The following is an 18,643-nucleotide window of genomic DNA, read 5'->3' as shown; positions in this document are numbered from 1 at the left end:
CTGAAAGGGCCGCAAACCGGTCGCCCCCGCGACCGACGACTAGGAGGACTCCGTGCCGCTCTCGGAGCACGAGCAGCGAATGCTCGAGCAGATGGAGCGAGCGCTGTACGCCGAAGACCCCAAGTTCGCGACAGCGCTCGAGGGAAGCGGACTGCGTACGTACACCCGGCGACGGGTTTACCAGGCAGTCGCCGGCTTCCTGGTGGGTATCGCGCTCCTCATGGCCGGAATGGTCGCACAGCAGATCTGGATCAGCGTGGTGGGATTCCTCGTCATGCTGGGCTGCGCGGTCCTGGCGGTCACCGGGTGGCGCAAGGCGCCCAAGCCGGGTGAGCAGCAGCCGGCCAGGGGTGGGGCGGCGGCCGGTGGCCGTCAGACCCGGCAGCGACGCTCCATGATGAACCGGATCGAAGAGCGGTGGCAGCGCCGCCGCGACGAGCAGCAGGGCGGCGGCCACTGACGCCCCCCTGAGCGGAGGCCCCGCACCCCCTCAACCCCGCCCGGCCCACCCGGCGCGGGGTTTTTTCCTGCCCCGGCCCCCGAGTGCCGGTGCCCGTCACACGCCCTGGGCGGTGCACGCCCCCGTGGGGTTGCGCCCGCGGGGGCCGGTGTCGGCGGCCACCTCCGCCGCGGGCCGCGCCCGCCCCCGCTGCGGGCTGCGCCCGTCGGGCCGGTGCCCACCTCCGTGTGGGCAATCGTCCCGCTGGGCGGGACGGGTGGGCACACGGGACGGCGCCCTGGCGGGCGTCTCCGCTCCCTGTACCTGCCCGCACCACAAGGGAGCCGCACCAGTGGTGCTGGTTCAGGCGCAGGGGCCTCCTGCGCCGGCAAGGGCGCCGTCCGTTGTGCCCACCCGTCCCGCCCCAGCGGGACGAATGCCCACAACGGGGGTGGCCCCTGGCGCCGCTTCCGGCAAGCGCCGTCCGCACGGGGGGTGCGACGGCGGCACCGCCCCGGCGGGAGCACGGAGGCAACGCCTCAGAGGTGGGCGCCCGCGCGGGGGGAGAGGCCCGCCCCCCCGGCGTGCCCCGCGCCGGGCCGTCAGGGGCGGTGGGGGCGGAGGGCGTGGAGGCGGGTGGACCAGGTGGTGGTCGTGGTCGACCAGCGCGCCGACACCGCCCACCTCACCCGCACCGCCGAGCGCGGAGCGAACCGCGCCCGCGCCCGCGCCCCCCGCCCCGCCGCCGCGTGGAACCCGCCCCGCACCCGCTCGGCCTCGCCCGCGAGCCCGGCGACCGCCCGCGGCGACGGCGCGTACAGCGTCTCCTCCACGGCCCGCGCCACCCGGTGCACCGCCTCCGCGGACTCGCCCCGCAGCTCACCGCGCCGGACCAGCCGCGCCGCGGTGGTGCGCGGCGTCCGCGACTCGTCCGGCTCCACCCCGTAGTCCCAGGCGGTGTCGTTGATCTCCGCCCAGACGGCGAGCGCGTCCCCGGACCGCAGCCGCCGCGCCCGGACCCGGGAGCGCCACAGCATCGGCAGCAGCGGGAGCGCGAGCACCACCACGGCGCCCAGCACGATCAGGAGCACCAGCAGCGGGTTCGTACCGCCGCCGTCCGAGGAGGCGGCACCGGCCGCCGCGTCGGGACCGCACTCGCCGAGCCGGCGCAGCTGCGGCGGGCAGCTCTCGGAGGCGCTCGGCGCCACCGACGGCTGGGCCGAGACGCTCGGCTGCGGCTGGGCGGGCCCGGTGGCCGAGCCGGACGGCGTCGTGGACCGGGTGTACTCGGGGGCGGCGCCCCGCGAGGGCGTCGGCTCGAACCGGGTCCAGCCCACGCCCTCGAAGTACAGCTCGGGCCAGGCGTGCGCGTCGCGGATGCCGACCGAGAGCGAGCCGTCGGTCTGCGTGGTGCCCGGCATGAAGCCGACGGCGACCCGGGCGGGGATGCCGAGCGTGCGGGCCATGGCCGCCATGGTGAAGGAGAAGTGGACGCAGAAGCCCTCCTTGTCCTTCAGGAACCGGGAGATCGCCTTGACCCCGGTGCCGGACTCGACCTCGACGTCGTAGCGGAAGCCGCCCTCCCGGGCGAACCAGTCCTGGAGCTTCACCGCCTGCTCGTAGTCGTTCTCCGCGCCCCGGGTGATCCGCAGGGCCTGCGCCCTCACGTCCTCCGGCAGCGACTCCGGGACCTTGGTGTACTCGCGCCGCAGCCGCTCCGGGGCGGGCCCGGCCGCGGCGAGCTGCCCGGCGGTGGGCCGCACGTCCAGGCTGACGACCTGGTAGCGGGCGCCGCTGGTGGTCTGCTTGTCGTCGCCGACGAGCATCCGTCCGGCCGGCTCGTACCGCCAGCGCCCCTGGATGTCGACCCGGGCGGCCGGGTACGGCATGGGCAGCCACTTCTGCTCGTACGCCTCGGAGGCGACGAAGTTGGAGGTCACCTCGGGCGCGCGGACGCCCTGCGCCAGGCCCTCGGGGAAGGGCAGCAGGTCGGGGACGTCCTCGATGGGCCGGACCGAGGACTTCCACGAGGTGCCGTCGAACTGGTCGAGGGCGACGAGCCGCAGGTACATGCCGCTGGTGTCCTCGGCGTTGGTCCGGTAGCGCAGGACCTCGCGGTCCTCCTGCTGGCGGAGGTTCTCCTGGAGGGAGACCAGCGGGTTCACGGCCGAGATGGTGCCGCCCTTGCCGCTGCCGGGCCCGTTCTCCCCGGCGCCGCCGAACAGACCGCCGGTGAGACCGGGCAGCGCGAGCGGGACGACGAGCGCGATGCCCATCGCCACGGCGCCGATCCGGCGGCCGGTGCGGACGGGCGCGAACGCGGGGCCGCCGCTGCCGGCGGCCGAACCGGGCCGCCCGGAGCGCTGGGCGCCGCCGAAGACCCGGCCCCACTGCGAGAGCCGGTCGCGGCCCTCGGCCAGGAGCAGGAGCAGATAGCCCGAGGCGGCGAGCAGGAACCAGAGCCAGCCCGCGCCGCCGCCCGACAGGCCCGCGGCGACCGAGTACAGGGCGAGCAGCGGCAGCCCGGCGGGCGCGGCCCGGCGGAACGTGACGGCGAGGGCGTCCACCAGGAGGCCGATCGTCACCACGCCGCCGACGAGCATCAGCCGGATGCCCTCGGTGTCCGGCGCCGGGATCGCGTACCGCGAGACGTCGTCGGCGCCCGCCCGGAACAGTTCGGCGGCGTGCGCGAGGGCCTCGGGCCCCGGGATCAGCCACAGGACCGCCTGCTCCCGGGCGAAAACCGGCGTCAGGGCGAGCACGGCGACGCCGACCTGCGCGAGCAGCGTCAGCGGCCGGGCCAGCGGCACCCGGCGGGTCAGCGTGCCGACCCCGCTGAGCAGCCCCAGCACGAAGGCCGCCGTGAAGATCCAGGTCGCGGGCTTGACCAGCGGCAGCAGCGCCCCGGCCGCCATCAGGGTGGCGCCCCAGGCGGCCAGCGTGAGACGAGCGCGGCCGCTCATGGCCGACCTCCATGGCTCTCGGTACGGACTGCGGCGGCCCGCGCGGGGCGGGCGAGGCCGGTCATGAGCGGGCTCCGCGGGGGCCCGCGGTGTCGGTGCGGACACCGGCGGCGCTCTGCCACAGGTCGGCGACGCGCGCGCCGGGCGGCACGGGGACCGCCGTCCAGCCCGCCTCGCGCAGCTGCCGCACCCGGTCGTCCACGGCCCCGCTCACCGCGCCGCCGGTCAGCCAGGTGCCGGAGTCCAGAACGAACGCGACGGCCGCGTCGGCGCGCGTGCGCATCCGGGCGACCAGCGTCGCCTGCTCCTCGTCGAGGTCGCCGAGGAACGCGACGAGCAGTCCTTCGCCGCTGCGGAGCGCGCCGGAGGCGCGGGACAGCCCGGCGCCCTCGGAGGGGCCGACGACCGCGAGGGTGTCCATCATCAGCCCGGCCGTGTCGGCCGAGTCCTGGAGCGAGCCGCCGAAGCCCCCGGAGCCGTCGCCGGGGACGGTGGCGCCGGTGTCGGTGACGAGCCGGACGGCGTACCCGCGCTCCAGCATGTGGGTGAGCGCCGACGCCGCTCCGGAGACCGCCCACTCGAAGGCGGAGTCCGGGCCGGAGCCCTGATAGGCGAGGCCCCGGGTGTCCAGCAGGACCGTGCAGCGGGCCCGCTGCGGCTGCTCCTCGCGGCGGACCATCAGCTCGCCGTAGCGGGCGGTGGAGCGCCAGTGCACCCGGCGCAGGTCGTCACCGTGCCGGTAGGCGCGCGGAATGACGTCGTCGTCGCCGGCGAGCGCGAGGGACCGCTGCCGGCCCTCGCCGTGACCGACCGCCTCGCCCGTCAGGGGCACGGCGGGCAGCGCCTCGGTGCGCGGGACGACGGTCAGCGTGTCGTACGCGCTGAAGGAACGGGTCAGCTCGCACATGCCGAACGGGTCGCTGAGCCGCAGCTGGAGCGGGCCGAGCGGGAACCGGCCGCGCAGGTCGGAGCGGACCCGGTAGGACACCTCGCGCCGCCCGCCCGCCTCGACCCGGTCGAGGACGAAGCGGGGCCGGGGCCCCAGCATGTACGGCACGTGGTCCTGGAGCATCAGCAGCCCGGTGGGGAGCTTGGAGACGTTCTCCATCCGCAGCTGGACCCGGGCCTCGGAACCGGCCGTCACCCGCTGCGGGGTGAGTCGGCGGGACGCCGCGACCCGGTAGCGGGTGCGGTGCAGCACGAGCACGCAGATCAGCGGCAGGGCGGCGAGCAGGAGCCCGACGCGGAGCAGGTCGGCCTGGCCGAGGACGTACGCGCAGACGGCCGCGGCCACGCCGGCGGCCAGGAAGGACCGGCCGCGCGTGGTGAGACCGCCGAAGGCGGCCCGCGGACCGCCCCGGTCGTCCTGCCCCGGCTGCCCGTCGGGCGCGGCGGCGGTCGTCATCACAGCCGCCGGGCGCCGGGCTGCTGCTGGCCGTACAGGGGCCCGGCCGGCGGGACCGGAGCCGGTGCCGAGGCGGGCACCGGGGTGCGCTGCAGGATGTCCAGGACGACCTGCTCGGCGGTGCGCCGGTTCAGCTGGGCCTGCGCCGACGGCAGCAGCCGGTGGGCGAGCACCGGGACGGCCAGGGCCTGGAGGTCGTCGGGCAGCACGTACTCGCGGCCGCTGAGCGCGGCGGAGGCCTTCGCGGCCCGCAGCAGGTGCAGGGTGGCCCGCGGGGAGGCGCCGAGCCGCAGGTCGGCGTGGGTGCGGGTGGCGGCGACGATGTCCACCGCGTAGCGCCGCACGGCGTCGGCGACGTGGACGCCGCGGACCGCCTCGATCAGCTTCAGGACGTCGTGGGCGTGGGCCACGGGCTGGAGGTCGTCCAGCGGGGAGACCGCACCGTGCACGTCGAGCATCTTCAGCTCGGCCTCGGCGTTCGGGTAGCCGATGGAGACCCGGGCCATGAAGCGGTCGCGCTGGGCCTCGGGCAGCGGGTAGGTGCCCTCCATCTCGACGGGGTTCTGCGTGGCGACGACCATGAACGTGCTGGGCAGCTCGTACGTCTGGCCGTCGATGGTGACCTGGCGCTCCTCCATGGACTCCAGGAGCGCGGACTGGGTCTTCGGCGAGGCGCGGTTGATCTCGTCGCCGATCACGATCTGCGCGAAGATCGCGCCCGGCTTGAACTCGAAGTCCCGCCGCTGCTGGTCGAAGATCGACACGCCCGTGACGTCCGAGGGCAGCAGGTCCGGCGTGAACTGGATGCGCCGCACGGAGCAGTCGATGGACCGGGCGAGCGTCTTGGCGAGCATGGTCTTGCCGACGCCGGGTACGTCCTCGATGAGGAGGTGCCCCTCGGCCAGGAGCACGGTCAGAGAAAGCCGTACGACCTCGGGCTTGCCCTCGATCACACTCTCCACCGACCTGCGCACACGCTCGACGGTGGTGGTCAGATCAGTGAGGCTCGCTCGATCGTCATAGGTCGTCACCCGGCCCTCCTCGGCCTTCCGGAACACCGACACCTGCCCCCGGCGGGATCTTCGGGGGGTGTCACCCGTGCATTCTTGTGGGCGTTGCCGGTTGTGTCACTCGCCTGTGGACAAGTGCGGGAGATATGCCGGGGTTTCAGCGGTTTCGCCAGGCCGAGGAGGGTGCGCCGACCGTTCGGAAGCGACCGTTCGGGACCGGCCGGGCCGCCGGGTCAGGCCGCCGGGTCGATCTCGCGCAGCAGACCCGTCGTGACGTCGAAGACGAAGCCGCGGACGTCGTCGGTGTGCACCAGGAAGGGGGAGGTCCGCACCCGCCGCATCGACTGCCTGACGTCCTGGTCCACGTCACGGAAGGCCTCGACGGCCCAGGCCGGACGCTGGCCGACCTCCATCTCCAGCTCGTGCCGGAACTCCTCGGTGAGCGACTCGAGACCGCAGCCGGTGTGGTGGATCAGCACCACGCTGCGCGTGCCCAGCGCGCGCTGGCTGATGGTCAGCGACCGGATCACGTCCTCGGTGACGACACCGCCCGCGTTGCGGATCGTGTGGCAGTCGCCGAGTTCGAGGCCGAGGGCGGCGTGCAGGTCGATGCGGGCGTCCATGCAGGCCACCACGGCCACCCGCAGCACCGGGCGCGCGTCCGTGCCCGGGTCGGTGAAGGCGGCGGCGTACCGCGCGTTCGCGTCGACGAGCCGGTCGGTGACGGAGGGGTCGGCCGCCGTGGCGCCGACGGGGGAGTGTGCGGAGGTCGACATGATCCCGACGGTAAGGGGCACACCTCCGCGCGGCCCGCTGTGAGAGGGGACAAAGAACGACAATGATCCCGTGCTGTGGGCCACGCCACACGCCCGCGGCCGACCACCCCCGAACGGGTGAGCCGCGGGGAACGTCCGAGCCGCTCACCGGGTCGTGCGACGCGCCAGCCGGTTGATTGACCGGCGCGTCCAGTGGACTAAAGTGACGCGAAGTTCACGGAGACATCGAGCGATTTCCGCGGTTTCTCCCCCGTGTGCGCGGCGGTACCCACGGCTCGGCCTCCTCCCGCTCGCCGGAACCCCCGCGCCTGATCTGAGAGGGCGCATTGAGCAACGACCGACACGTCCCGGTGATGCTCCAGCGGTGCCTGGACATGTTGGCCCCCGCCCTGCAGCGCCCCGGCGCGGTCGTCGTCGACTGCACCCTGGGGCTCGGCGGACACAGCGAGGCCCTCCTGCGCGGCTTCCCCGACGCCCGCCTCGTCGCCCTCGACCGGGACAAGGAGGCGCTGCGGCTCTCCGGCGAGCGACTCGCCCCTTACGGGGACCGGGCCACGCTCGTCCACGCCGTGTACGACGAACTGCCCGAGGTCCTCGACCGGCTCGGCATCCCCAAGGTCGACGGCGTCCTCTTCGACCTGGGCGTCTCCTCCATGCAGCTGGACGAGGCCGACCGCGGCTTCGCCTACGCCCAGGACGCGCCGCTCGACATGCGCATGGACCAGACGACCGGCATCAGCGCCGCCGAGGTCCTCAACACCTACCCCGCCGGCGAGCTGGTCCGCATCCTGCGCGCGTACGGCGAGGAGAAGCAGGCCAAGCGGATCGTCTCGGCGATCGTGCGCGAGCGCGACAAGGAGCCCTTCGACAACAGCGCCCGGCTCGTCGAGCTCATCCGCGACGCCCTGCCGCAGGCCGCCAAGCGCACCGGCGGCAACCCGGCCAAGCGGACCTTCCAGGCCCTGCGCATCGAGGTCAACGGCGAGCTGACCGTCCTGGAGCGGGCGATCCCGGCCGCCGTGAAGGCCCTCGCCGTCGGCGGCCGCATCGCCGTCCTCTCGTACCACTCCCTGGAGGACCGGCTGGTCAAGCAGGTCTTCGCGGCCGGGGCGGCCACCACCGCGCCGCCCGGCCTGCCGGTCGTACCGGAGCAGTACCAGCCCCGGCTGAAGCTCCTCACGCGCGGCGCCGAACTGCCCACCGAGCAGGAGGTCGCCGAGAACCGGCGGGCCGCGCCCGCCCGGCTGCGGGGCGCCGAGCGCATCCGGGAGGACGTGCTGTGAGCCCGGCGAAGGGGCCGCTCAAAGGGCGGGCCGCACGGCTCGGACGGCTGATGCCGTCCGGGCCAAGCTCGGCCGCCCGCACCCCCTTCGTCCTGCTCGTCGTGCTGCTGCTCGGCGGCGGACTCATCACCCTGCTGCTCCTGAACTCGGCCCTCAACCAAGGCTCCTTCGAACTCAGCGAGCTCAAGCGGAAGACCACCGAACTCACCGACGAGGAGCAGGCGCTCCAGCGGGACGTCGACGACTACGCCGCGCCCGACGCCCTGGAGCGGCGGGCCCGGGAGCTCGGCATGGTCCCCGGCGGCAGCCCCGCCTTCCTCGGGCCGGACGGCAGGGTGCTCGGCAGGCCGTCGGTCGCGGTCGCGCCCAAGCCGAGCCCCACCCCGACCCCGAGCGCCACCCCGGGCCCCGGCTCCCCGCCCCCGTCGCCCGCGAAGCCGCCGACCGCCTCCGGCGGCTCCCCGAAGCCGCCGACGAGCGCCGGTACGGACGCGGCAGCCGGCGTCCCTCCCGCCGACGGAACCCCCACCGGCACCGGCACCGGCCCCACCGGCACCGGCACCGGTCCCGCACGGACAGAGCCCGTGACCGCGCCGCCCCCCGCAAGCCCGACGACACCCGGCAGGTGACCGAGCAGTGCCCTCCCAGGAGCCCCCGCGCCGTCGCGTCCCCGGGCCCGCCAGGCCCGCCCGCCCCCGGTCCGCCTCCGCGGGGACCGGCACCTCACGCCCCGCCGCGCGCCCGGCGTCGCGGCGCCCCGCACCGCCCCGGCCCCCGGCCCGGCGGCCCCGCACCATCCGGCTCGGCAGCCCCCGGCCCCGGCTGCGCCTGATCTCCCTCGGCCTGACCCTGGTCATGGTCGCCTTCGTCGTACGGCTGCTCCAGGTCCAGGCCGTCGACGCCGACGCGTACGCCGCCAAGGCCGACAAGTACCGCTACCAGGAGTACACGCTCTCCGCCGAGCGCGGCGAGATCACCGACCGCAACGGCATCGCGCTCGCCACCAGCGTCGACGCGTACGACATCACCGCCGACCCCAAGCTCTTCACCCCCGAGGAGGCGAAGGTCCCCGACGCCCCCGAGCAGGCCGCCGCCCTCCTCGCCCCGATCCTCGGCAAGGAACCCGCCGAACTCGCCAAGAAGCTCCGCACCCCCAAGTCCCGCTACACCCTCCTCGCCCGCAAGCAGACCCCGCAGGTCTGGAACCAGATCAAGGACCTCAAGAAGGTCTACGGCGAGAAGGCGCAGGCCTCCGCCGGCGGCAACGGCGTCAACCTCCTCGGCGGCGTCCTCAGCGAGCCCAGCACCAAGCGGGTCTACCCGAACGGCGAACTCGCCGCCGGGATACTGGGATACGTCAACGCCGAGGGCCGCGGCGCCGGCGGCGTGGAGTCCATGCTCGACCCGGAACTCGCCGGCAAGGACGGCAAGATCCGCTTCACCCAGGCCATCGGCCGCCAGGTGCCCACCGCGGGCTCCCGGGGCACGCCCGCCGTCCCCGGCTCCGACATCGAGCTGACCATCGACCGGGACATCCAGTGGGCCGCCCAGCAGGCCATCACCGAGCAGGTGAAGAAGTCCAAGGCCGACCGCGGATACGTCATCGTCCAGGACACCCGGACCGGCGAGGTCCTCGCCATGGCCAACGCCCCCGGCTTCGACCCCAACGACCTGTCGGCCGCCAACGCCGCCGCCATGGGCAACGCCGCCCTCCAGGACGCCTACGAGCCCGGCTCCACCAGCAAGCTCATGTCCATGGCCGCCGTCCTGGAGGAGGGCGCGGCGACCCAGGACACCCACGTCACCGTCCCCAACCGGCTCCACCGCGGCGACCGGCTCTTCCGCGACGACGTCGACCACGAGACCTGGTACCTCACCCTCAACGGGGTCCTCGCCAAGTCCAGCAACATCGGCACGATCCTCGCCACCGGCCAGCTCGGCCCCACCCAGGCCGAGGCCAACAAGGTCCTCCACTCGTACCTGCGGAAGTTCGGCATCGGCAGCCCCACCGGCCTCGACTACCCGGGCGAGACCCCCGGCATCCTCGCCAAGCCCGAGGACTGGTCGACCTCGCAGCAGTACACGATCCCCTTCGGCCAGGGCCTCTCCATCAACGCCATGCAGGCCGCCTCCGTCTACTCGACGATCGCCAACGGAGGCGTACGGATCGAGCCGACGCTCGTCCGCGGCTCCAAGGGCCCCGACGGCCGCTTCACCCCGGCGCCCGAGCCCGAGGAACGACGGGTCGTCAGCGAGAAGACCGCCACGACCCTGGCCCGGATGCTGGAGTCCGTCGTGGAGGACCGGGAGGGCACCGGCACCAAGGCCGCCATCCCCGGCTACCGCGTCGCCGGAAAGACCGGCACCGCCAACCGGGTCGACCCCGAACTCGGCCGCTACAAGGGCTACACGTCCTCCTTCGCCGGCTTCGCCCCCGCCGACAAGCCGCGCGTCACCGTCTACTGCGCCATCCAGAACCCGACCAAGGGCAGCTACTTCGGCGGCCAGATCTGCGGTCCCATCTACAAGAAGGTCATGGAGTTCGCCCTCAAGACCCTCCACGCGGCACCCACCGGCAGCGCCCCCGCTCGGCTGCCCGTGGAATTCGACCCCACCCGTGACACCCCGTGACCCTCCGGGAGCACCAGTGACAACCATCACCCCTCGTTCCGGGAACCGGAAATCGAACTCCGGCGACGCCCCGGGCTCTTTTGGCCCCCCGCAGGGTGCGCCCGGTACGCTCACCGCCGTGCCACACGCTGATCAGTACCGAACCACCCCGCCCCGGCCGCAGCAGGCCCGCCCGACACCCCTGGGCGACCTGGCCGCACGGCTGGGCGTCGAGACGCCCGGGACCGCCGAGGTGTCGGGGATCACCCACGACTCGCGGGCGGTGCGCCCCGGCGACGTCTACGCGGCGCTGCCCGGAGCCCGCCTGCACGGCGCCGACTTCGTCGCCCAGGCGGCCGAGCGGGGCGCCGCCGCGATCCTCACCGACCCGACCGGCGCCGAGCGCGCCGCGGCGACCGGCCTGCCGGTCCTGGTCGTGGCGGACCCGCGCGGCCGGATGGGCGAGCTCGCCGCCGACATCTACGGACGTCCCGGCGAGGACCTCCTCCAGATCGGCATCACGGGCACCTCCGGCAAGACCACCACCGCCTACCTCGTCGAGGGCGGACTGCGCGGCTCCGGCCGCCGCACCGGTCTGGTCGGCACCGTGGAGATGCGGATCGGCGACGAGCGCATCAAGTCGGAACGCACCACCCCCGAGGCCACCGACCTCCAGGCGCTCTTCGCCGTCATGCGCGAACGCGGTGTCGAGGCGGTCGCCATGGAGGTCTCCAGCCACGCCCTCGTGCTCGGCCGGGTCGACGGCTGCGTCTTCGACGTCGCCGTCTTCAACAACCTCAGCCCGGAGCACATGGAGTTCCACTCCGACATGGAGGACTACTACCGGGCCAAGGCCATGCTGTTCACCCCCGAGCGCAGCCGCCGGGCCGTGGTGAACACGGACGACGAGTACGGCCGCCGGCTCGCCAAGGAGGCGACCGTCCCGGTCGTCACCTTCTCCGCCGAGGGCGCCACCGACGCCGACTGGCGCGCCGAGGACGTCGTCCTCGGCTCCCACGACTCCACCTTCACGGCCGTCGGCCCGGCGGGCGAGCGGATCGCCGCCACCGCCCCGCTGCCCGGCCCGTTCAACGTCGCCAACGCCCTCGCCGCGATCGCCACCCTCGCCACCGCCGGCCTCGACCCGAAGGCCGCGGCCGACGGCGTCGCCGCCGTCCCCGGCGTACCGGGCCGCCTGGAGCGCGTCGACGCGGGCCAGCCGTACCTCGCCGTCGTCGACTACGCGCACAAGACCGACGCCGTCGAGTCGGTCCTGCGCTCGCTGCGCGAGGTCACCGAGGGCCGGCTGCACGTCGTCATCGGCTGCGGCGGCGACCGGGACACCACCAAGCGCGGCCCGATGGGCGCCGCCGCCGCGCGGCTCGCCGACACGGCCGTCCTGACCTCCGACAACCCCCGCTCCGAGGACCCCCTCGCGATCCTCACCGCCATGCTCGCGGGCGCCGCCGAGGTGCCCGCGGAGGACCGCGGCGACGTCCTGGTCCTCGCCGACCGGGCCGCCGCCATCGCCGCCGCCGTGGCCCGCGCCGAGGCGGGCGACACCGTCCTGGTCGCGGGCAAGGGCCACGAGCAGGGCCAGGAGATCGCCGGGACGGTCCGGCCCTTCGACGACCGCCAGGTCCTGCGCGCCGCGATCCTCGAACAGAACGCCCAGGCCACCCCCGTGGACGACGGCGTCACAGCCAGCCACCAGAACAGTCAGGGATGAAGCAGTGATCGCCCTCTCCCTCGCCGAGATCGCCGAAATCGTCGGCGGGCAGGCGCACGACATACCGGATCCGGCCACCCGGATCACCGGGCCCGTCGTCATCGACTCCCGTGAGGTGAAGCCCGGCAGCCTCTTCGCCGCCTTCGCCGGCGAGCGCGTCGACGGCCACGACTACGCGGAGCGCGCCGTCGCGGCGGGCGCTGCGGCCGTGCTGGCCGCCCGCCCCGTCGGCGTACCCGCGATCGTCGTGCCCGACGTCCAGGCCGCGCTGGGTGCCCTCGCCCGCGCGGTCGTGGAGCGGCTCGGCACCGACGTCGTCGCCCTCACCGGCTCGGCCGGCAAGACCTCGACCAAGGACCTGATCGCCCAGGTCCTCAGCCGCCACGCGCCCACCGTGTGGACGCCCGGCTCGCTCAACAACGAGATCGGGCTGCCGCTCACGGCGCTCACGGCCACCGACGAGACCCGCCACCTGGTCCTGGAGATGGGCGCCAGGGGCATCGGCCACATCCGCTACCTCACCGGGCTCACCCCGCCCCGGATCGGCCTCGTCCTCAACGTGGGCTCCGCCCACATCGGGGAGTTCGGCGGCCGCGAGCAGATCGCCGTCGCCAAGGGCGAACTCGTCGAGTCCCTGCCGGCCGCCGAGGACGGCGGAATCGCCGTCCTCAACGCCGACGACCCCCTCGTGCGCGCGATGGCGAGCCGCACCAAGGCCCGCGTGACCCTCTTCGGCGAAGCGGACGAAGCGGCCGTACGGGCCGAGAACGTCCACCTCACCGAGTCCGGACAGCCTTCTTTCCGGCTTCACACACCCACCGGGTGCAGTGACGTGACCTTGCGCCTGTACGGTGAGCACCACGTGTCGAACGCGCTCGCAGCGGCCGCCGTCGCGCACGAGCTGGGCATGCCTGTCGAGGAGATCGCCACCGCGCTCTCCGAGGCCGGCACCCTGTCGCGCTGGCGCATGGAGGTCACCGAGCGTCCGGACGGTGTGACGATCGTCAACGACGCCTACAACGCGAACCCCGAGTCCATGCGAGCCGCCCTGCGCGCGCTCGCGGCCATGGGACGGGCCCGACAGGGCCGGGGGGCTCGCACGTGGGCGGTGCTCGGCAAGATGGCCGAGCTCGGTGACGCATCGCTCGCCGAGCACGACGCGGTCGGACGGCTCGCCGTCCGGCTCAACGTCAGCAAGCTCGTCGCGGTCGGGGACAGGGAAGCGTCCTGGCTGCAACTGGGCGCATATAACGAGGGTTCGTGGGGTGAGGAGTCGGTGCACGTGTCCGACGCGCAGGCGGCTGTCGACCTGTTGCGCAGTGAGCTGCGCCCGGGGGACGTCGTCCTTGTGAAGGCATCCAGGTCGGTCGGTCTCGAGCAGGTGGCGATCGCGCTGCTCGACACCGGGAGCGAGGTCGTCGGCCGATGAGGCAGATCCTCTTCGCGGGGGCCATCGGCCTCTTCCTCACCCTGATCGGCACCCCGCTGCTCATCAAGCTGCTCGCCCGCAAGGGATACGGGCAGTTCATCCGCGACGACGGCCCGCGCGGCCACCTCGGGAAGAAGGGCACGCCCACCATGGGCGGCATCTCCTTCATCCTGGCCACGCTCATCGCGTACGCCCTGGCGAAGGTCATCACCGGCGAGGACCCGACGTACTCGGGTGTCCTGGTGCTGTTCCTCATGGCGGGCATGGGCCTCGTCGGCTTCCTCGACGACTACATCAAGATCGTCAAGCAGCGGTCGCTCGGCCTGCGCGCCAAGGCGAAGATGGCCGGCCAGCTGATCGTCGGCATCGCCTTCGCCGTGCTCTCGCTGCAGTTCGCCGACATGCGCGGACTGACCCCCGCCTCCGAGAAGCTCTCCTTCATCACCGACTTCGGCTGGTCCATCGGCCCGGTGCTCTTCGTGGTGTGGGCGCTCTTCATGATCCTCGCCATGTCCAACGGCGTGAACCTGACGGACGGTCTGGACGGTCTGGCGACCGGCGCCTCCGTGATGGTCTTCGGCGCGTACACCTTCATCGGGCTCTGGCAGTTCCAGGAGTCCTGCGCCAACGCGATGGACCTGACGAATCCCAACGCCTGTTTCGAGGTCCGCGACCCGCTGGACCTCGCGGTGGTGGCCTCCGCCCTGATGGGCGCCTGCTTCGGCTTCCTCTGGTGGAACACCTCGCCCGCCAAGATCTTCATGGGCGACACCGGCTCTCTGGCCCTCGGCGGCGCGCTCGCCGGTCTCGCCATCTGCTCCCGTACGGAGCTCCTCCTCGCCCTGCTCGGCGGTCTCTTCGTCCTGATCACCATGTCCGTGGTCATCCAGGTCGGTTCCTTCCGCATGACGGGCAAGCGGGTCTTCCGGATGGCCCCCCTCCAGCACCACTTCGAGCTCAAGGGGTGGTCCGAGGTCCTGGTCGTCGTCCGGTTCTGGATCATCCAGGGCATGTGCGTCATCGTGGGCCTGGGCCTCTTCTACGCCGGATGGGCAGCCGACAAGTGAGCGAACAGCTGGACTGGCAGGGCAAGAAGGTCACCGTCGCGGGGCTCGGCGTCTCCGGCATCCCGGCCGCCCGTGTGCTGCACGGCCTGGGCGCCGAGGTGACCGTCGTCAACGACGGCGACGACGAGCGCTCCCGGGCGCAGGCCGCGGAGCTGGAGGCGGAGGGCATCGCCGTCCGCCTCGGCGACGGGGCGACCCTGCCGTCCGGCACCGAGCTCGTCGTCACCACCCCCGGCTGGCGGCCCGACAAGCCGCTCTTCACGGCCGCCGCGGAGGCGGGCGTGGAGGTCTGGGGCGACGTCGAGCTCGCCTGGCGGCTGCGGGGGCCCGACGCGGCCCCCTGGCTCGCCGTCACGGGCACCAACGGCAAGACCACGACCGTGCGGATGCTCGCCTCGATCCTGGAGGCGGCGGGCCTGCGGACCGCCGCCGTCGGGAACATCGGCGTCTCGCTCCTCGACGCCGTCCTCGGCGAGGAGACGTACGACGTGCTCGCCGTCGAGCTCTCCAGCTACCAGCTCCACTGGGCGCCGTCCGTCCGCGCCCACTCGGCCGCCGTGCTCAACCTGGCTCCCGACCACCTGGACTGGCACGGCTCGATGGAGGCGTACGCCGCCGACAAGGGCCGCGTCTACGAGGGCAACCAGGTCGCCTGCGTCTACAACGTCGCCGACGCGGTCACCGAGGACCTGGTCCGCGAGGCGGACGTCGAGGAGGGCTGCCGGGCCATCGGCTTCACCCTCGGCACCCCCGGCCTCTCCCAGCTCGGCGTCGTTGAGGGCATCCTCGTCGACCGGGCGTTCGTCCCCAACCGACAGAAGAACGCCCAGGAGCTGGCAGAGGTCGCCGACGTCCAGCCGCCCGCCCCGCACAACATCGCCAACGCGCTCGCCGCGGCGGCCCTCGCCCGCGCCTACGGCGTCGACGCCAAGGCCGTACGGGACGGGCTGCGGGCCTTCCGGCCCGACCCGCACCGCATCGAACTGGTCGAGGAGGTCGGGGGAGTGACGTACGTCGACGACTCCAAGGCCACCAACACCCATGCCGCGGAAGCCTCGTTGGCCGCCTACGACCCGATCGTCTGGATCGCCGGCGGCCTCGCCAAGGGCGCGACCTTCGACGAGCTGGTGCAGAAGTCGGCGAAGCGCTTGCGCGGTGCCGTGCTGATCGGCGCCGACCGCGCCCTGATCCGCGAAGCCCTCGCGCGACACGCCCCGGAGGTCCCGGTGGTGGACCTCGACCGGACCGACACTGGGGCGATGTCCGAGGCGGTCCGCGAGGCGGCCCGGCTCGCCCGCCCGGGGGACACCGTGCTCCTCGCCCCGGCCTGCGCCTCGATGGACATGTTCACCAACTACAACAAGCGGGGCGAGGCCTTCGCGGACGCGGTCCGCGCCCTCGCCGCCACCGGAGACGCCTGACCTGACCAGCGAGAGGGTCCGGCACGACCGGGCACGACTGGAGGGGGCAGCGACCATGCCGAGCAAGATCGCCGGAACGCGCCGGCCGTCCGCCGTCCGCGGCGGGGGCCGGACGCCCGCGACCCCGCGGGGCCCGCGCGGCGGCGGCCCGCGGCGGTGGTACGTGCAGGCGCAGCGGGCCTGGGACCGGCCGCTCACGGCGTACTACGTGATCATCGGCGCGGGGATGCTCATCACCACGCTCGGCCTGGTGATGGTCTACTCGGCCTCGATGATCACGGCGCTCCGCTACGAGCTCGTGCCGTCCTACTTCTTCCGCAAGCAGTTCGTCGCCGCGCTCCTCGGCACCGGGCTGCTGCTCCTCGCCTCCCGGATGCCGGTGAAGCTGCACCGGGCGCTCGCCTACCCGATCCTGGTCGGCGCGGTCTTCCTGATGGTGCTCGTCCAGATCCCGGGGATAGGGCACTCCGTCGGCGGCAACCAGAACTGGATCTCGCTGGGCGGCCCGTTCATGCTCCAGCCCAGCGAGTTCGGCAAGCTGGGGCTGATCCTGTGGGGCGCCGACCTCCTCGCCCGCAAACAGGACATGAAGCTCCTCACCCAGTGGAAGCACATGCTGGTGCCGCTGGTCCCGGGGACGTTCATGCTGCTCGGGCTGATCATGCTCGGCGGCGACATGGGCACCGCCATCATCCTCACCGCGATCCTCTTCGGACTGCTGTGGACGGCGGGCGCCCCCACCCGGCTCTTCGTCGGGGTCCTCGCGGTGTCCGGCGCCCTCGGGATGCTGCTCATCAAGACGAGCCCCCACCGGTTGAAGCGCTTCGAGTGCCTCGGCGCCACCGACCCCGGGGGAGAGGGTGCCCCCTGTCTCCAGGCCGCGCACGGCATCTATGCTCTGGCGTCGGGCGGATGGTTCGGTTCCGGCCTGGGCGCGAGTGTGGAAAAATGGGGACAACTCCCCGAAGCCCACACCGACTTCATCTTCGCCGTCACCGGTGAGGAACTGGGTCTGGCGGGGACGCTGTCGGTACTGGCCCTGTTCGCGGCCCTAGGCTATGCGGGTATCCGCGTGGCCGGACGCACGGAGGACCCCTTCGTGAGGTACGCCGCGGGAGGCGTGACCACCTGGATCACGGCGCAGGCCGTGATCAACATCGGTGCGGTGCTCGGTCTGCTGCCGATCGCCGGAGTCCCGCTCCCGCTGTTCTCGTACGGGGGGTCGGCCCTGCTGCCGACCATGTTCGCCGTCGGGCTCCTGATCGCCTTCGCGCGACAGGAACCCGCCGCGAAAGCGGCCCTGGCCATGCGCCGCCCCGGCTGGGGCAAGCGGGCCGGGGTGAGATGGAAGTCGATGCGACGGCGCGTCAAGAAGCGCCCGTCCGGAGAGCGGTGAATTTCGGTGCATGTCGTACTCGCCGGTGGGGGGACCGCCGGCCACATCGAGCCCGCGCTCGCCCTCGCGGACGCCCTGCGCAGGCAGGACCTCACCGTGGGCATCACGGCGCTGGGCACGGAGAAGGGTCTGGAGACCCGGCTCGTCCCCGAGCGGGGCTACGAGCTGGCGCTCATCCCCGCCGTACCGCTGCCCCGCAAGCCCACGCCCGAGCTGATCACCGTCCCCGGACGGCTGCGCGGCACCATCAAGGCCGCCGAGCAGATCCTCGAGCGCACCAAGGCCGACTGCGTGGTGGGCTTCGGCGGGTACGTGGCGCTGCCGGGCTACCTGGCGGCCAAGCGGCTCGGCGTGCCGATCGTGGTCCACGAGGCCAACGCCCGGCCCGGCCTGGCCAACAAGATCGGTTCGCGGTACGCCGCCGGGGTCGCCGTCGCCACCCCGGACAGCAAGCTGCGCAACGCCCGGTACATCGGCATCCCGCTGCGCCACACCATCGCGACCCTCGACCGGGCCCGGGTGCGGCCCGAGGCGCGCGCCGCCTTCGGCCTCGACCCCAACCTGCCGACGCTGCTGGTCTCCGGCGGCTCGCAGGGCGCCCGGCGGCTCAACGAGGTCATCCAGCAGATCGCGCCGGTGCTCCAGCGCTCCGGCATCCAGATCCTGCACGCGGTCGGCCCGAAGAACGAGGTGCCGCGTGTCGACAACATGCCCGGAATGCCGCCGTACGTGCCGGTACCGTACGTGGACCGGATGGATCTCGCGTACGCCGCGGCCGACATGATGCTCTGCCGCGCGGGCGCGATGACCGTCGCCGAACTCTCCGCCGTCGGGCTCCCCGCCGCGTACGTCCCGCTGCCCATCGGCAACGGCGAACAGCGGCTCAACGCCCAGCCGGTGGTGAAGGCCGGCGGTGGACTCCTCGTCGACGACGCGGAGCTGTCGCCGCAGTGGGTGCAGGCCAACGTCCTGCCCGTACTGGCCGATCCGCACCGGCTGTACGAGATGTCCCGCGCCGCCGCCGAGTTCGGCCGCCGGGACGCCGACGACCTGCTCGTCGGCATGGTGTACGAGGCGATCGCGGCCCGCCGGCAGGCGTAGCGGGCGGCGGCGAG

Annotated in this window: 14 protein-coding genes; 10 read left to right on the top strand and 4 right to left on the bottom strand. The window is 73.5% G+C overall.

Going from position 1 to position 18,643, the window contains the following annotated elements:
• Positions 1-52: 52 nt before the first annotated feature.
• Positions 53-460, top strand: a complete 408-nt coding sequence (locus tag ACWDVG_RS02820) for a DUF3040 domain-containing protein (RefSeq protein WP_451695501.1) — start codon at positions 53-55, stop codon at positions 458-460.
• A gap of 581 nt (positions 461-1,041) precedes the next feature.
• Here the strand turns inward: ACWDVG_RS02820 and ACWDVG_RS02815 are convergent.
• The 4 genes from ACWDVG_RS02815 to ACWDVG_RS02800 all read right to left on the bottom strand — a co-directional run bounded on the left by ACWDVG_RS02815 (position 1,042) and on the right by ACWDVG_RS02800 (position 6,593).
• The gene (locus ACWDVG_RS02815; protein WP_451695500.1) at positions 1,042-3,402 is read right to left on the bottom strand and encodes a transglutaminase family protein; all 2,361 of its coding nucleotides are present in this window, start codon (positions 3,400-3,402) and stop codon (positions 1,042-1,044) included.
• 61 nt (positions 3,403-3,463) lie between these two features.
• Positions 3,464-4,807 carry a DUF58 domain-containing protein gene (locus tag ACWDVG_RS02810; RefSeq protein ID WP_451695498.1) on the bottom strand — a complete coding sequence of 448 codons (1,344 nt, stop codon included), beginning with the start codon at positions 4,805-4,807 and terminating at the stop codon, positions 3,464-3,466.
• Positions 4,807-5,838 (bottom strand): AAA family ATPase, encoded by a 1,032-nt coding sequence (locus tag ACWDVG_RS02805; RefSeq protein ID WP_451695497.1) that lies wholly within the window; start codon positions 5,836-5,838, stop codon positions 4,807-4,809. Before ACWDVG_RS02805 ends, ACWDVG_RS02810 begins: the two co-directional genes overlap by 1 nt.
• A gap of 212 nt (positions 5,839-6,050) precedes the next feature.
• Positions 6,051-6,593: a beta-class carbonic anhydrase gene (locus ACWDVG_RS02800; RefSeq protein WP_451695495.1), complete on the bottom strand. Its 543-nt coding sequence runs from the start codon at positions 6,591-6,593 to the stop codon at positions 6,051-6,053.
• A gap of 326 nt (positions 6,594-6,919) precedes the next feature.
• Between ACWDVG_RS02800 and rsmH the strand changes: the two genes are divergently transcribed.
• The 9 genes from rsmH to murG are packed head-to-tail and all read left to right on the top strand — an operon-like array spanning position 6,920 to position 18,629.
• Positions 6,920-7,876, top strand: coding sequence for a 16S rRNA (cytosine(1402)-N(4))-methyltransferase RsmH (rsmH, locus tag ACWDVG_RS02795; RefSeq protein WP_451695493.1), 957 nt, complete (start codon positions 6,920-6,922; stop codon positions 7,874-7,876).
• Entirely contained in the window at positions 7,873-8,505 is a 633-nt protein-coding gene (locus tag ACWDVG_RS02790; RefSeq protein WP_451695492.1) for an FtsB family cell division protein, read from the top strand. The genes rsmH and ACWDVG_RS02790 overlap by 4 nt, the downstream gene beginning before the upstream one ends.
• 7 nt (positions 8,506-8,512) lie before the next feature.
• Positions 8,513-10,507: a peptidoglycan D,D-transpeptidase FtsI family protein gene (locus ACWDVG_RS02785; protein WP_451695490.1), complete on the top strand. Its 1,995-nt coding sequence runs from the start codon at positions 8,513-8,515 to the stop codon at positions 10,505-10,507.
• 16 nt (positions 10,508-10,523) lie between these two features.
• Positions 10,524-12,215 carry a UDP-N-acetylmuramoyl-L-alanyl-D-glutamate--2,6-diaminopimelate ligase gene (locus ACWDVG_RS02780; protein WP_451695488.1) on the top strand — a complete coding sequence of 564 codons (1,692 nt, stop codon included), beginning with the start codon at positions 10,524-10,526 and terminating at the stop codon, positions 12,213-12,215.
• A 4-nt stretch (positions 12,216-12,219) separates the two neighbouring features.
• Positions 12,220-13,644 (top strand): UDP-N-acetylmuramoyl-tripeptide--D-alanyl-D-alanine ligase, encoded by a 1,425-nt coding sequence (locus ACWDVG_RS02775; protein WP_451695487.1) that lies wholly within the window; start codon positions 12,220-12,222, stop codon positions 13,642-13,644.
• Positions 13,641-14,711 (top strand): phospho-N-acetylmuramoyl-pentapeptide-transferase, encoded by a 1,071-nt coding sequence (mraY, locus tag ACWDVG_RS02770; protein WP_451695485.1) that lies wholly within the window; start codon positions 13,641-13,643, stop codon positions 14,709-14,711. Before ACWDVG_RS02775 ends, mraY begins: the two co-directional genes overlap by 4 nt.
• Positions 14,693-16,132: a UDP-N-acetylmuramoyl-L-alanine--D-glutamate ligase gene (gene murD, locus ACWDVG_RS02765; protein ID WP_451695483.1), complete on the top strand. Its 1,440-nt coding sequence runs from the start codon at positions 14,693-14,695 to the stop codon at positions 16,130-16,132. The genes mraY and murD overlap by 19 nt, the downstream gene beginning before the upstream one ends.
• Before the next feature lie 55 nt (positions 16,133-16,187).
• The gene (ftsW, locus tag ACWDVG_RS02760; protein ID WP_451695481.1) at positions 16,188-17,528 is read left to right on the top strand and encodes a putative lipid II flippase FtsW; all 1,341 of its coding nucleotides are present in this window, start codon (positions 16,188-16,190) and stop codon (positions 17,526-17,528) included.
• 6 nt (positions 17,529-17,534) lie between these two features.
• Positions 17,535-18,629 (top strand): undecaprenyldiphospho-muramoylpentapeptide beta-N-acetylglucosaminyltransferase, encoded by a 1,095-nt coding sequence (gene murG, locus ACWDVG_RS02755; RefSeq protein ID WP_451695480.1) that lies wholly within the window; start codon positions 17,535-17,537, stop codon positions 18,627-18,629.
• The last annotated feature ends 14 nt before the right edge of the window (positions 18,630-18,643 follow it).

It is taken from the genome of Streptomyces sp. NPDC003327, assembly GCF_053589515.1.
The sequence above is the reverse complement of the archived record's forward strand: the minus strand, read 5'-3'. Positions and strand labels throughout refer to the sequence as shown.